We start from the raw sequence: 15,117 nt of genomic DNA, 5'->3' as shown, positions 1-15,117 counted from the left end.
ATCCCTGGGATTTTGCTGATTTTTTGTTTTTGGCGCGCTATTTTGCGCCAATCCACACAGCATTTCTCTGGGGTCGGAGCTGGCGAGTCGGCACGAACCTGAACAGTTTTTCAATTAATTTGCTTGCATGTATAATTGGTCAAGAAGATCGAAAAGTTGATCTTTGATGGTAGCAAATTCATTCATCTTTCTTTCTGCAGCCGCAGGGTTGCCTTGGCTGGCTAATTTGACCGTTTCACGTGCAACCTCATGGACCTGCAAATGCACCTCACCAAGGCGTTGGAAAAGTGGCAAGTGGCTGAAACGGGCACTCCCTTCGCTATAATACCATTTGCCAAAATCACACTCGCGACCACTCACCACCTGTTCAGGTTGCAAATCACTGCGGCCACGAATCACATTTTCCAACTTGCCCAGCCATTTCAGATGCGCCCCTTTGGTCTTCTGTACGGTAAATGGCTCTGCCGGAATGGTCAGATCATTGACCGAAACCGATAATTTTTGTCCCGGTACGGCTATTGAGTCGATCAATAAAGAGGCATGATGAATCGCTCCATTGACCAATCCTGAGGTATGCAGCATTTCATGTACCTTGCCATCGGCACGACTGGTGGCTGCTGCTGCTTCATTGGCCGCATCGGAGACCTGAAGGGCAATCTTGTGAATATCATCACTATGACGAGCCAAATCTGTCGCAGAGAGTGCGGCATCCGCAGCCGAACGTGCCACTTTGCTCGCCTCATTGGCCGCCTGCAAAGCAGAACGGGCAATATCCTGAGAGGCCACATTCAACTCCTCCGCATTGCGGGTTACATTGCCTGCCGCATAGGCAACATCATGAATGGATTGGGCAATACCATTGATACTCTCTGCCTGCTCATCCACGGCGCGTACAATACCGCCATTGGCTTGATCAATATACTGAATGCTCTCCACAATTTCCCGATTAGCCGCCATCACCTCGCGCGTATTTTGTTGAATCTCCTGTACCCTTTCGGCTATCAAGCGTGTTGCATCATCGGTTTGTCGTGCCAACTCCTTGACCTCATGGGCAACCACCGCAAAGCCTTTGCCCGCTTCACCCGCTCCAGCAGCTTCAATACTGGCATTCAGTGCCAACATACTTGTTTGATTGGCAATATTGCGAATCAAATTGAGTACCTTGCCAATTTCTTGCGCCGATTTGTGCAATTTGTCCATCACCCCCTGGGTGTTGCGGGCTCGTGTGTTGGCTTGCTGCGATTCATTGTTGGCCTGTTGGCACTGTTGGCGAACCTGCTGCAAAGAAGAGGTGACCTCCGCAATCGCTCCGGCAATTTGCGAAACAGATTGATCAACCCGGCGTAAACTGTCATTGACACCCGAAAGGTTGGCAGTAATCTCCTCCGCAGCCGAAGCCATGGTATGAATGTTATGGCTTGTTTGTTCTGCTCCTCCGGCTATGCGCGAAATATTGCTCGATAAATGCTCAGTAGCCTGCGATACCGATCCCACCCGCTCTGTGGTATCCTGAACCGATACCCGTATGGCTGCCACCTTCTCTTCGACCTGTTTGTGATCGGTGGCTGTCTCCTCCGCCAAATGCAGGTTGAAAATCGATTCATCCGCCAGAATGCCCCGTACTGTGATGAGCTCTTCGACACAGGCCGCCATGGAATGGGTTTGCAATTGCACTTGGCGAATGGTGGTGGCAAAACGCTCTGTCATGTTGTTGACATCCTGGGCGATTATCCCTAAATCATCCAATGGTTGCGCTGGCAAGGGAATCATATGGGTCAAATCTCCCTCGGCTATTCTCTTGATCGCAGTCTGCAAGCGGCTGAGTGGTTTGTGTACCAGGCGACGCAGAATAAAATATGTAAAAAAAAGGATGAGAGATATTATAATAAAAGCTGTGCCGGCTATCCGATATTGAATGGATTGAATATGGCGTTCATTGACCTCTTGTGAAACGGTGAGCATGAATACACCACGCACGCGATGATCACTACCATGACAACCATAACAGGCCTCCCGATTCAGCAACGGCGAAAAGATGGTCATCTGCGCCGTTCCATCCTTGCCTGTCGTGGTCAATACCACTTCCTTGCCATCCTGCACCACCTGTTGAAATGGATTAGACCAACCCGCTTCAATCTGATTATGGGTCGATGATTGAAAAGCCTCACTACCGTTGCTGCGAAATATCCGCAAGGTGACAATACCTGCCACTCGTTGCAACTGTTCGATATAGTCATGAGCCATTTTTGCCTGTCCGGCCAACATGATCGATTGCAGACCCTTGTTTGCTGTCGCTACCAAACGCTCAATTTCGGAACGATTTTGTTCCTGTAAGACCCAGGAGGTGTGTTGCATCAACAACCAGGCAGATACAACCAGCAATAGTGTGCTTAATGTGCCGGTAATCAATAGGATTTTTTGATTGAGCGAACCTTGGACAGAAGAAAAAAAAGCAAACGAAAACTGTGACATAGCGCACCCCCCAAGAGCAGCGAGTCGTCAAAATGGCGCTATCCCTGCTGAAAATTGCGCATCCATGCCTATGTTTATTGCCAGATTTTCAACGATTGCTAAATACAATAATGTGGGGGGATTATTGCTGAATAGCATTTTTAACGCAAGTATTGGTAAAAGGATAGCGACGGAAAGCTTTAATTGCTGAGACCTGCAGCACTGTTGCTTGGCGCGGAATGAAACTGAATGCGCACCTCTGCTCCGCACAGTTCCCTACTGCTCAACTGCATGGTCCATCGATAGTGGTCGCAGATACGTTTGACCAGGGAGAGGCCGATACCGGAACCTTTACTGTAGGAAGAAGAGTGAAAATGACGTAAAAAAAGGCTTTCCATCTGCTGACTGCGCATGCCGCAACCGCTGTCCCGCACGGTCAAAGAGCATTGATCCTGCATGACGACAATTTCGCCCTGTTCGGTATAGGCAAAGGCATTGCGTACAATGTTGGAAACAGCAATATAGACCAAGCCACGATCGGCGGCCAGATAGAGTTGTGGATCGGTATTGACGCTCAGTTGAATCGGTTTGCTCTTCAAAAGGAAACGAAATTTTTCAATTGCTTCGTTGATTACTTCCGCCAGACAGCTATTTTCACCAATCGACAAAGCGTGTTGTTCTCTGGCCATCAATAACAGCGTAGTACCCATTTCTGCCATATCATGCGCCGCTCTTTCGATGCGTTGCAATCGATTACGCTGGCGTTCGCTCAAGCTCTCATCGCCCAGCAGGATTTCGCATGCACTTAAAATGACAGTCAGAGAGGTACGCAACTCATGACTGACATCAGCCGTGAAGGCTCGCTCTCGTTCCATAAAAGAGTGCAAACGGGCCAGATGCAGATCAAAAGCATGCGCCAGTTCGCCCACTTCATCATCAGGAAAATGGGCAGCCAATTGCAGCGGCCAACTGTCTGCTTGACGATTGCGTACCTGTCGTGCCAATTCGGTGACCGGGGCTATGATGATACCAACCAGCCACATGCCACCCAGTGCCGAAACCACTGTGATCAAGATAACACCGGCAGCAAAAAGAAACAAAAAGTGTTGTTCTCGTTTATGTTGTTGGGTAGTGTCATACAGCAGGAAATAGCGGCTCTCTTGGTGGGTAGCCACAGCAACCCGATAGGTCAAGGTGCCCACACTCAGATTATGTCGTCCCGGGGTGAGACCATGCAAATAGTGGGGAATTTCATCCTCCCGCTCGTTTGGGCCCTTTTGGACATAGCCATGCAAGGTCACCGTTTTGGGAGGCAGGGAGGCAGGGTTGCGGCTGCGTCTGGCAAAAAAATCATCCAATTCTGCAGTCAGAATATCGTCGATCAAACGTTGTCCAAGATCATGGGTAGTCAACAACATCACCATTCCCAGAATGGTGCTGACTACAGCGCCAAAACCGGCAAAAGCCAGCGCTACTCGAAAACGTAGATTACGGGGACGACGCATCAGCCAATGCCAAACGATAACCAACCCCGCGCATGGTATGCAAAAGGGTGGGCAGACCAGGCGTATCGATCAGCGAACGCAAGGTGTGCATATGGACCCGCAAGGCATCACTATCCGGCGGAGAGTCCCCCCAGATAGCCTGCTCAATGTCACGACGCCACACCACCGCTGGAGAACGGTTCATCAACAGTTCCAAAATTTTCATCGGGATGGTTGGTAGTTCCAGGCGACGATTGCCACGTCGAATCTGCATGGTTTGCAAATTAAACTCCAGATCGGCAACCTGTAACAGACGGCGGGTCAAAAGAGCACCAGAGCGCTTGGCCAAAGCCAAAACGCGCATTTCCAGCTCTTTCAGCTCGAAGGGTTTACCCAGATAATCATCGGCTCCATTATGAAAACCGGCGATTTTATCATCCAGGGCGCTGCGTGCAGAAAGAATCAACACCGGTGTCTCTTTGGCCCCCTCATTGCGCAATTTGCGACAGAGCGTGATGCCATCCATACCTGGCAACATTAAATCGAGAACGATGACATCATACACATTGACCAAAGCCAGATGCAAACCGGTGATGCCATCCATGGCTGCATCGACGCTATGGCCACGTTCAGCAAAATAGTCACACAGGTTGGCAGCCAAATCGGCATGATCTTCGATAAACAAAATGCGCAGTGCTGTATGTCCGGGGATGGTGGTGCTCATAGAAAACCCATTCTGTCATTCCAGTGATTGGGTTGTGTATCAGCATAAGCAAGATGCAGCCTGTGTGCCGGTGACCTGGTAACGGTCACCGGCTTGTGCACACTGGGCCAAACCCTTATTACGGTTGGCTGGAGAGAGATGTGCTGCTGTTTAGCGACTGGTATGCTGGTTGAGCATGAAGGCCATTTGATCTTTCAGCATCAATTTCTGTTTTTTGAGCCGTTCCAGAGAAAATTGATCCCGCACATGGCCATAGGTCTCAATTTCGCTTTTGATGGCTTGATATTGATCGTGGAGTTGGCGGAACTTGTCACTGGTACTCAACAACTCTTGAACAGCTTGCAATTGATCTTCAAACATATTGACTCCTTTGTGGCGACGCATGCTCCCGCGTGGGGGAGGATAGTTTGGGTATGGCAGCCTTTGGTCAAGGGCACAACCCAGCCGGATCAGGGGGCAGGTGACCCTGTTGTCCCTGTTGAATACTCTCTCTGGCTAAGCGGTCAACGGTCTCATTCTCAGGGTGTCCAGCATGACCTTTGACCCATAGCCAGTCTACCTCATGTTGGCTGCACAGTGCATCCAATCTTTGCCAGAGATCCACGTTCAGGACGGAAGAACCATCCGCTTTCCGCCAATTACGCAGCTTCCACTGGCGGATCCACTGGGTAATGCCATTTTTGACATATTGTGAATCGGTTGTCACGGTCACCCGACAGGGACGTTTCAAAGCCTCAAAGGCGCGAATAACGGCCAACATCTCCATGCGATTATTGGTGGTATAGCTGGCATAGCCGGAGAGAGATTTTTCGTGGCTTCCAAATCCCAGCAGCGCTCCCCAACCACCAGGTCCGGGATTGCCCTGACAGGCGCCATCCGTGCTGATACGTACCTCAGGAAGAGGAAGCTGGTAAGATTGTCCAGATGATGTCACTGCAGAGGTCACGTGGGATCGATTCCGAAACTGGATGAAAACAAAAAACCGTCGACAGTGTAGGAGAATTTTGTCCAACAATCCAGTCACGAGTGCATAGGGCGGTTGGAAATGTTACAACAAAATTTAAGCGTATATTATTCTGCGTCTCTCAACTCTTTGCATGGTCTGGGCGAATCTGTGCCAAAAAAATTGTCCAATGTTTTGAACAACCGGCATGCCCATGGCGATTGTTGTTGCACTTTGATGGGATCCAACCCTTTAAGAATAGCAAAAGAGTGCTTACCTTTGCTATACTCCTTTTTTGTGGTCTCTCTGGCAGCTTTATCCAACCCTTTCAAGATGTCCTGTTTCAAGGCATCTTCAATAGGAACAGTTGCAGGCAGTTCATTTATCTTGAAGCCATTACCAAAAAATTTTGCCAAATACTCTTTGTCTGCCAGGAACCAACTTTCCATGCACTGTGTCATCAAATGAGCTTGGTCATCTGAGACATGTGCGGGACGAGACCATTGATCTCTATGGTGCAAATATTCCCATGGTTTGTCAAAAAAGGCAGGAGGAACAGGATCTTCACTATCAACCAGCAGGATGCTGGTTTCACCAAGCGTATTAGAAGCTATGCTGTTGCTAAACTTTTTATACGTCTGCAAGCGGGAACCACCTTTGATGATTTGAATGCGTCCATTTAGTTTTGCGCGGGCAAAAAATTCATTAAACGCACTTCTGAGGGCTGTAGACAGGTATTTAGTCTCTCCCCCTCCCTCAACAATAATGTGAATCAATGTTACCAACGCACTCCCCCTATTTCACCATTGAGCCATTTTTGACCAAGGCTTTGTACGTTATCAACACTGCGATAGTCGTCAAGCCAGTCTTTCAACTCACTCTTTTTCAAACGTTTCATTATCGTTTGCATATTATTTTTATCGCACACAATAACTCTTTCTGGGTCGTCTGTGAAACAATCTACCAAAAAATCAGAATGTGTGGTGACAATAATCTGCATACGCTCGGCAGCAAGTTTAAGCAACTCCCCTATTTTGGGTATGATGTCTGGGTGCAATCCCATTTCTGGTTCTTCAATACAAACCAGAGGAGGAGGATTGGGGTGGCATAAGATAGCCAACAGAGCAATATATCTTAATGTTCCATCCGAAAGCCTGGTGGCAGGTATTTTCATACCTTTGCTACTTTGTGCGCCTTGTTCGTGAAAAAATATCTGTACCTTGCCCCCCTCAACTTGTCCATCAAAATCTACTATATCAGAATTGAGATATTTCAGATATTCCAATAAAAGAGCTTTGGATGCCAAATTGGTTCGTATATGATTCAACACCATGGCCAGATTGCTGAAATCTTCTTCCAAATAATCAGTACGACCTGCCGTATTCTGAAATTGCCTGGGTATCGTAAAGCGACCTATACTCCACTCCCGATAGAGCTTGATCATTGTATATGCTTCCCCAAGACGGGTAATTTCTGGAAAACTGTCAATATCCTTTCTTTGTGCCAGAATGGACTGTTCAGGATGCAAATCTTCACGTCTCAACTCTCTCATTTTCGCTCCGGCATAATTACAATAATTTAAATGTGCTTGACCATTTTTAAATTTATAATAGAAAAACGGCTCTTTTTCTCCTGGTAACGGTTCTAGATTTTCAATGCGTTCTTCGACGATTTCCAAACGATGGGCAGATTCTTGAATGGAAAGTACATGTCGCAATGGATGCAGACTTTTTATGTTTATAATAGCCTCAACGGAGGCAGATGGTTTGGCAGTGCCGCCCTTCCACAACCACTCTCCTATTCCTCCTGCATCGCGCATAGGTTTGTTCAGCTCCTTTGGGGCTGCTTGTAACAAACTGATTGCTTCCAGAAGATTGGATTTTCCAACTCCATTTGCGCCCACCAGAACATTCAGGGAAGAAAGCGAAATAGGATGAGAATCTTCTCCAAATGAGAGCAGATTGGTTATTTTGAGTTCTTCAAGAAACGGCATGTTCGGTTCCTCTGCGCAATCATTCACTATATGGCATTTCAATGATGACCATGATCATGCACAGTGTCAAGCAAAATATGTCGTAGACAAAAGGGATCAACTGTGCGTAAAAAATTGCAGGGGCTGAAAAGCCCCTGCAGAAGAAAATACTGCTCAAAAGAGTCTATTTCATTTCCGGCAGCGATTGCAGTTCAGCAATACGCTCCGGGGGATACCCTAAACTTTCAAAGTCGATGATGCCCCGGCTGGAGTGGCACTCCTTGCATTTGCGTCCCTCTTTACGGATGCCGTGGTTGACCATCAAAGAGCCCATCTGTCGCATCCAGTGCGCCTCAACATTTTTCAGCTTGCCATCGGCGCTTAAAGGATACTCGCCAGACCAGCGACCTACGCCAAAATAGCGCATGAACTCATCCATCATGTAGGCTTTGAATGGTGCCTCATACATCCGTTTGACGATTGGGTGAGCCAGTGCTTTTTTGATCGATTGCTCTGGGTTACCGGTTTCATAGTAGACCGGATAGTCGAAAGGCAAAATCATCGCTCCAAAGGGGCCCTGGTTGCCCATCTCCTCATACATCAGAGCATTGAACACCTTGAAGGGATAGATGCGGCTTTTGCCCTGCTCCATCACCGGACGAATATTCTCCTCGATCATCTTTTTGCGCTTGGCCAGCATCTCCGGAGAGAGGGCCGAGAGAGGATCGGTTGCCTCTTTGACATAACGCTCCACATCCAGATCGGGATAACTCTTCTGCAGCTCCAGGGCAGCCTGACGAATCTGCTGCACCGCCTCAGGATCATCAATCTTCACCAACTGATTCATCAGCGGATTATAGCGGTTTTTGGCCACCGGATTATCACCCAGAGCATTGGCCAAAAAGGTGCCGTTGCCATTGAACCAAAGATATTTAAAGCCCTTGCCCGCTTTGCCCGATTGATACACATCCTTGAAGACATAGACTCCCTCTTCTGCATCCCAGACCGGATGGATCCAGTCACGCAATACCACATTGTCGGCACGCAGCTCTTTGATATGACACGCTTCACAGGAGAGACGATCCACATGACCGTTCAACAACGCCCGATCCTGGGTATCCTTGACATGTGGTGCCGCAGTGTGACACCCCTCACACTCCACCTTTTTATGCGGCAGATCATTGGCAACCAAATCAACTCCCTTGTCACCACGGGGAATTTTATGGCCTTCCGGCTGATGACAGTCGGTGCAGACCATGCCCGCAGCAGCATGTACATCAAACTCTTTCTGGAAAGAGTTGCCTCGTTTGGCTCCCGGATGGAGCAGGCGACGCTTGCTGTAGCCCAGATTGTCTGGTGCCGAACCAGGAGGCAGATTTTCTTCACGATCTCCTCCCATATTATGCTGATGACAGAACAGACAGGTTTGCGCGGTTGGTTGGCCAACTGTCAAAGCGGTTTTCAGGGAGCGATCCTGATTCCAACGCCGTCCATGTTTGTCTTCGATCACCGTGCGTTGATTCATGTCATAACCAGTGGCATGGCAAATCAGACAGTCAATACCCTCTTTGGCTACTGCAGGTGCGTCGTGACCCGGCAACATCTGTTCGGTGGAGGGGTGATAGCCGCCACCAATATGGCATTGCCCACACCCTTCACTGCGTACCTCTACAGCACCGTTGGCATGTGCCGGTTTGCTGTTGACCAACTCGGCCCAACCGGTCCAGGTAAAGGATCCCGGTACACCACAGGCGCGATCAATTTTACCGACGGGAATGGGTTGTGTCCCTTTGCCATTGACCTCCCGACCATCAAATCCATAGGTGGAAAAGCCGGATGCTGTGCTTTGAAACTTAAAGTGTACGGAGTGCACCACATCATCCAATGTATTGACCTGACGGACCTTGCCGGTGCTGTCGGTAACCTTGATGGTGGCGTGACAAGTCAAACAGGTTTTTGGTCCTTCATAGCGGCGAATGCCCGCTTTGCGAAAATAGTCGATATGAGGGTAGGGCGCCTCTTTTTGGAAGGAGCGCGTGCGCATCAAAATATCCACCTTCAAACGGCGAGCAAAGGGATTCTCCTCGTTGGCAGTTTGTGCCAAGGCCCGTTCTTGCCGATAGTTTTGGGTCAATTCTGCACCCAGTCTGGCAAACTCCCGTTCGCTTAACGGCTCTCCAATATCATAGGTGAGTGGTGCATTGACCACACCGATATAGGAGCTCAATAACTCTGGATAGATCCAACGCACTGCCGCCATTCCCATAATCAGAATCAATAGCAGCAAAAGAGTTCTTTTGCCCCAGCGATGATTCCATATGCTGGTAATGATGGAATTGTTCATGGTTACTCCTCCCCTGCCTTTGCACCAAACAGCATTTTGCGAAACTCTCCGGTAACGGTTTCGCCGGCGGTCGCCAAATAGATATGGCCCAACATGAAAGCGGTCAAAAACAGACCCAAAAGATAATGGGTAATGGCGACCGCCCAGAGACCATCCAAGCCCAGCAACCGTTCTGGAGCCCACTCCGGAAAGAAAAACAGCAGACCAGAGGCAATCAATAACGGCATGCCGCCAAACATGACACTCAAATAGGTGATCTGCTGCAACGGATTAAACTTGCAGCGTGCACGGGAGGGAAATGGATGGGGCTCGCCGCGAAAGATGCCAACGCCATAAAAGTGCGCCTGCTGCCACAGACGACCCAAAAGGCCCTGCCACTGTGGACGATAATGGATACCATTTCTGCCCAGCAGATTGGCCAGAAGATAACCAACATAGGCCACAGTCAATAAAATACCAAACAGATTGTGCACAATGCGTGCTGTATCAAAAGGCAGCAGCGGCCAGTGACTGCCGGCAAAATGCAGGCTGGCACCGCTGACAATCAACATAAGAAAGGAAAATGCGTTGCTCCAGTGCCAGATGCGCAACCAGAGCGGATAGAGCTCTACTGTCTGAGTGGTGGAAGAAACAGAGTGAGTAGAAGGAGCGTTCATGCTGCACCTCGCTTGCGATTGCTCAGCCAACGAGCCAAACCATGTCCTGCCAGCACCAGAACGGTCACCGCAAGCAGAATCAGGCTGGCCCAGTCGAGCCATAGATTACGTGTCATACCGATAACATAGGCATTGTTGAGCACCAGAGCGTTGACAAAACCGATCTTCTGTCGCTCCTCCGTTGCCTGATAGAGATAGAGTTTGCCTGTCAACATTGAATTGCGGGAGTGGCAGGCGACACAATCTCGCAGCGCCAATGATTTATCGAGAATAAAATGGTCTTGTGGCCGCGTGGAACCGGTATGGCACTCCACACAGCGCACCGCCTGCCAATGGCGTGCGGGATCGGGCAGCCAGGCATGACTGCGTTGCAGCATCGGCATGATGCGCCCGGTCAGATCTTTGATGCGTTCGTTGTTGTCATGGCATTGCAGACAAATGGTATTATCCTGTCGCACCTGCCGTGGCACATCCTCAACCCGGGTTTGAAACAGTCCGTGAAACACATGTGGATCATGACAAGAGGAGCAGAAAAAGCGCTCTGGCAAGGCACGGGCATGGTGACTGCGTGTAAAGCCCTTTTCAATCGCCTCAAAAAGAGCATACGGAAAACGATCGTTGCCCTTATGGCATTCGAGACAGTGCAGGGACTCCCGCTTTGCCTCTTCAAAATGGGGATAGGCTTCAAATCCTGGACCATGACAACTGCGGCAGCGCAAGGAGCCATGACTGGAGGCGGCCATTGCCTGGGGATTGATTGCCAAGTTGCGCAAACCACCTGTGGCAGGATCCAGGTAGGCCATGCTTTGCATGCCATGGCAGCGCAAACAGAGCTGATCATCGGCCTGCAGAGGCGCAGTTGCGGCGAACAACAGAAGAGCAAAGAGCAAAAGAGTGCGCATCATGGAGGTGATCCATCATGAAGCCGAACAAAGGGGTTCGGAAGTTGCTGTTGTCATCACTGAAAACAGAGAGATTGCTGCGGATGGGGGGCGCTGTTTTGTTTGGAAAGAGCCTCTGGAGGAGTGCTCCTCCAGAGGGATTCCACAAATGCTCAGAAGAGTTCTGAAAAGTTGGGAAGCAACTCCCTTGGTTCTCTGCCGGGGGCATCTGCTCCCCCCGGTCCCCACACCTGCTTTTCAGGTTATCATGAGCGCTTTGTTTGTGCACAGCCTGTTTGTAGGCAGGCTGTGTACAGATCAAGCTTGACGGTTACTGGTCAGAAGTTTGCCCAGGCCGTTATCGATAGCTGTTTTGCGCAGATAATCTTGGGCAGTGCGTCCCTGTTTATCGGTCAGGGAGGTTTGAATGCCACGTGCGATCAAAATCTGTGCAGTATCCAGATAGTTGTAACGAGCTGCAAACATCAGAGCCGAGACTCCATCATTATTGACGGCATTGATATCTGCGCCATGATCCAGGAGCATTTGTACGATGCGGGTGTAGCCCTTTTCTGCAGCGGACAACAGGGCGGTGCAACCGCACTGATGACGAAACTGCTGGTTGGCACCATGTTGCAACAGGTTGGCCACAATCGCTTCATGTCCCCGTTCGGCGGCGATCATCAACGGTGAATAGCCATGGCTATTCTGCATGTCAGGAGAGATACCTTTGTCGAGCAGTGCTGCGACGATGGTACCATAGCCCCGTTTGGCGGCAATCAACATGGCGGTATCCCCACTGCGATCGGCGATGCTGGCATCTGCCCCATGTTGCAACAGGGTTTGTACCATCTCGTTCAGACCATATTTGGCAGCGGTGAACAGGGCTGTTTGACCACCTTGGCTTTGGCTGTTGACCGCAGCGCCATGGGCCAGAAGCAGGTCAACAATCTCTTTATGATTCCATTGTGCGGCTAACATCAGCGGGGTAAATCCAGCCGGATCACGGGCATTGACGTTAGCACCACTGGCCAACAAGGTTTTGACCACTTCAATATGACCGTTGTCTGCCGCCCAGGTCAGCGGCGAAATTTGCATACGGCCTTGTGCTTCAACATCCGTACCACGCGCCAGCAGGGTCCGGACTGTGGTCACGTCGCCATCCATGGCTGCAATGGATAAGGCATTGTTGACCGAGGCGGTACTGTTGCCTCCCATACCCATCATGGCAACCACCGCGGCTGCTGTCATCAGGGAAACGGTAAGTCCGACTTTCTTGGCGTCCATCTTTTTTCTCCTCAATTGCTTACGATTCTGCTTTTGTTTCACTCTGTTTCCCACTCTCGCCACCCTGTGGATGGTTTGGTGGAGGTTGTTGCTTGCCTATCATTCCGCATAGCTTATGCCAATTTGACAAATGCGGTGAAAAAAGTTCCTTGAAATTTATAATATATTGATTTCCAAGTAAAATATTAATACCATCTCTCTTCCCATAACGGTGAGGAGTGCCTGTTTTATCAGCAACTGCTCCATTTTGCTGGTAGGAAATGAGACACAGTGTGTGTATCATCAGTGGGACACTCTGTCTCATTGATACAGTGACACACACTGTCTGCACCAGATGTCCAGCCGGGCAAACCGTGACAAATCTGCTCAAGGTTTGCATAATATCCTGAACAAACCTGTGTGATTGCCAACAACAGCGGAGCAAAAATGGCCGGCGAAAAAATGGAGCCTCTTTTGACACACTATACGGTGTTGTTGGCAGAGATGGATGCAACACTGGAACTGCGTATCCGGCAGCAGTTGGGTACCCTTGCCCCGGTGAAAACCATCACCAGCAAAGAGTCGGTAACCACCTTGCTGAAACAAGAGCCCATCGGTTTGGTCATGATGGGTGTACAGGCTCTCAAGGGTTATAAAGAGAGTGGCGTCTGCTGCTATTTTGATCGTGGCCATCCAGTAGCCATGGTAGCCGTTGATGGCAAAAAAGAGCGCTTGACCATTTTGCAACCCGGCAATCCTCCTGGCAGCTCCCTGGAAGAGATGGTCTGGTATCCCTGGAGTGTCATGCGCGATTTGGTGATGCGCCAACTGCAATTGGCCGCTTTTCGCCTGGATGGTTTTTTATTGCATGAGGCTCTCAACGCCATCACCATCGGCATCCAGGAGGCAGTCATTGTCGTGGATCGGCGGCTTAAGGTGCGCAGTGTCAACCCGGCAGCCCGAACCCATTGCCGTTTTGTTTCCGCAGCCTCGGTGGGTTTTTCCCTGGAGACAGAAAAAGAGGGGTGTATTCCACAACTGGCCGAACTGCTGCGTCAGGTGATCAGCAATTTGAAAGCGGAGTTGAATGTGCCTTTGCGCTGTACCCTCAGCGAAGAGGCGGGGACAGAAATTCGTGTTTCGGCCACTCCGTTGATTGATCTGTTAGGCCACTGTCATGGCGCGGTCGCTGTGGTATTGGATCGTTCACAGTTGGCTGAAACCAATGAACCCACAGTCAAACGACAAAATTTTTACCGCATCATTGGCAGTAGTCCGACAATGCAGGAGGTCTACAGTCTGATTGAATCGTTGGCCAGTATGGATACCACTACCTTGATTACCGGTGAATCGGGTACCGGTAAAGAGATGGTAGCCGAGGCGCTGCATATGAAGGGGTCACGCAGCTATGGACCTCTGGTCAAGGTCAACTGTTCCGCCCTGTCGGAAAGTTTGTTGGAGAGTGAGCTGTTCGGACATGTCAAAGGGGCCTTTACCGGAGCGGTCAAGGATCGTCCGGGTCGTTTTGAGGTGGCAACCGGGGGGACCATCTTTCTCGACGAGATCGGTGATGTGTCGCTCTCCATGCAGACCCGTCTGTTGCGCATCCTCCAGGAGCGCGAACTGGAAAGAGTAGGGGATTCACGTACCATCAAGGTGGATGTGCGCGTAGTGGCTGCCACCAACAAAAATCTTGCCGAATTGATTCGTCAGGGCAAATTTCGCGAAGATCTCTACTTCCGTTTGAATGTTGTGGAAATTCATCTGCCTCCGTTGCGCAAACGCCTGGAAGATATTCCTTTGCTGGTCAACCATTTCATCCAAAAATTTAACCATAAATACAGCAAATCGATTGTTGGCGTACAAGAGGGGGTGTTGGAGCTGTTCACGCAATATCGCTGGCCGGGCAATATCCGGGAGTTGGAAAATGCCGTGGAACATGCCTTTGTTGTCTGTCGCCAGGGTTTGATTCGTATCAAACATCTGCCGGCTACTCTGTTGATTGGCCGTCCCTGTGCCGATCCAACGTCAGCCGATGGGGAGGAAGAGGAGGAGGTGAATCTCTGTACTACCCAGTTGTCGGCAACCTCCGATAAACAGGCCATATTGCGTGCCCTGGAAGCGGCCCACTGGAACAAAAAGAAAGCCGCTGCTCTCTCCGGAATCAGTCGCAGTACCTTTTATCGCAAAATGGAAAAATATGGTATCCAATAGCAGGCAGGGCAAGCGCATTTGAAAATCAGAAGTAACTATTCACCACCCAAAACTATTGCGGGTCCAGGGAGGGCACCTCCCTGGCCGGGTCCAGGGATGGAATCCCATATGCGCTAACATGTTTTCCCCGATACAGCCATTTGTCGCTTACGTTTTCGCGGTGATTCTGCCAGTTGGGTCAG

At 49.9% G+C, this 15,117-nt stretch carries 13 protein-coding genes; 1 reads left to right on the top strand and 12 read right to left on the bottom strand.

What is annotated here, in order from left to right:
- Positions 1-114: 114 nt before the first annotated feature.
- From EJP87_RS07280 to EJP87_RS07225, 12 genes are all read right to left on the bottom strand, one after another.
- The gene (locus EJP87_RS07280) at positions 115-2,472 is read right to left on the bottom strand and encodes a methyl-accepting chemotaxis protein (protein ID WP_130471200.1); all 2,358 of its coding nucleotides are present in this window, start codon (positions 2,470-2,472) and stop codon (positions 115-117) included.
- A gap of 179 nt (positions 2,473-2,651) precedes the next feature.
- The gene (locus tag EJP87_RS07275; protein ID WP_130471199.1) at positions 2,652-3,956 is read right to left on the bottom strand and encodes a sensor histidine kinase; all 1,305 of its coding nucleotides are present in this window, start codon (positions 3,954-3,956) and stop codon (positions 2,652-2,654) included.
- On the bottom strand, positions 3,940-4,629 hold the full coding sequence (locus tag EJP87_RS07270; RefSeq protein WP_130471202.1) for a response regulator transcription factor: 690 nt from the start codon (positions 4,627-4,629) through the stop codon (positions 3,940-3,942). The genes EJP87_RS07275 and EJP87_RS07270 overlap by 17 nt, the downstream gene beginning before the upstream one ends.
- Positions 4,630-4,809: 180 nt before the next feature.
- Positions 4,810-5,019 (bottom strand): HP1242/YdcH family protein, encoded by a 210-nt coding sequence (locus tag EJP87_RS07265; RefSeq protein WP_193771213.1) that lies wholly within the window; start codon positions 5,017-5,019, stop codon positions 4,810-4,812.
- 67 nt (positions 5,020-5,086) lie between these two features.
- A complete protein-coding gene (gene rnhA / locus EJP87_RS07260; RefSeq protein ID WP_227657510.1) occupies positions 5,087-5,605 on the bottom strand; it encodes a ribonuclease HI in 519 nt (172 codons plus the stop codon).
- A 125-nt stretch (positions 5,606-5,730) separates the two neighbouring features.
- Entirely contained in the window at positions 5,731-6,378 is a 648-nt protein-coding gene (locus EJP87_RS07255; protein ID WP_193771212.1) for a DUF4276 family protein, read from the bottom strand.
- 2 nt (positions 6,379-6,380) lie between these two features.
- Entirely contained in the window at positions 6,381-7,595 is a 1,215-nt protein-coding gene (locus EJP87_RS07250; protein ID WP_130471196.1) for an AAA family ATPase, read from the bottom strand.
- Between the two features lie 163 nt (positions 7,596-7,758).
- Positions 7,759-9,918, bottom strand: a complete 2,160-nt coding sequence (locus EJP87_RS07245) for a nitrite reductase (protein ID WP_130471195.1) — start codon at positions 9,916-9,918, stop codon at positions 7,759-7,761.
- Positions 9,919-9,920: 2 nt separating this feature from the next.
- The gene (locus EJP87_RS07240) at positions 9,921-10,574 is read right to left on the bottom strand and encodes a cytochrome b/b6 domain-containing protein (protein WP_130471194.1); all 654 of its coding nucleotides are present in this window, start codon (positions 10,572-10,574) and stop codon (positions 9,921-9,923) included.
- The gene (locus EJP87_RS07235) at positions 10,571-11,479 is read right to left on the bottom strand and encodes a cytochrome c3 family protein (RefSeq protein ID WP_130471193.1); all 909 of its coding nucleotides are present in this window, start codon (positions 11,477-11,479) and stop codon (positions 10,571-10,573) included. Before EJP87_RS07235 ends, EJP87_RS07240 begins: the two co-directional genes overlap by 4 nt.
- Before the next feature lie 294 nt (positions 11,480-11,773).
- Positions 11,774-12,742 (bottom strand): ankyrin repeat domain-containing protein, encoded by a 969-nt coding sequence (locus EJP87_RS07230; protein WP_130471192.1) that lies wholly within the window; start codon positions 12,740-12,742, stop codon positions 11,774-11,776.
- 19 nt (positions 12,743-12,761) lie between these two features.
- Positions 12,762-13,025, bottom strand: coding sequence for a hypothetical protein (locus tag EJP87_RS07225; RefSeq protein WP_130471191.1), 264 nt, complete (start codon positions 13,023-13,025; stop codon positions 12,762-12,764).
- Positions 13,026-13,168: 143 nt separating this feature from the next.
- Here EJP87_RS07225 and EJP87_RS07220 point away from each other — a divergent pair, with 143 nt between their 5' ends.
- Positions 13,169-14,935: a sigma-54 interaction domain-containing protein gene (locus EJP87_RS07220; protein WP_130471190.1), complete on the top strand. Its 1,767-nt coding sequence runs from the start codon at positions 13,169-13,171 to the stop codon at positions 14,933-14,935.
- Positions 14,936-15,117: the final 182 nt, after the last annotated feature.

Source organism: Candidatus Magnetaquicoccus inordinatus (genome assembly GCF_004217665.1).
In the GTDB taxonomy this organism is placed as follows: domain Bacteria; phylum Pseudomonadota; class Magnetococcia; order Magnetococcales; family Magnetaquicoccaceae; genus Magnetaquicoccus; species Magnetaquicoccus inordinatus.
Note: the sequence above shows the minus strand (reverse complement) of the source record. Positions and strands in the feature narration are given on the sequence as shown.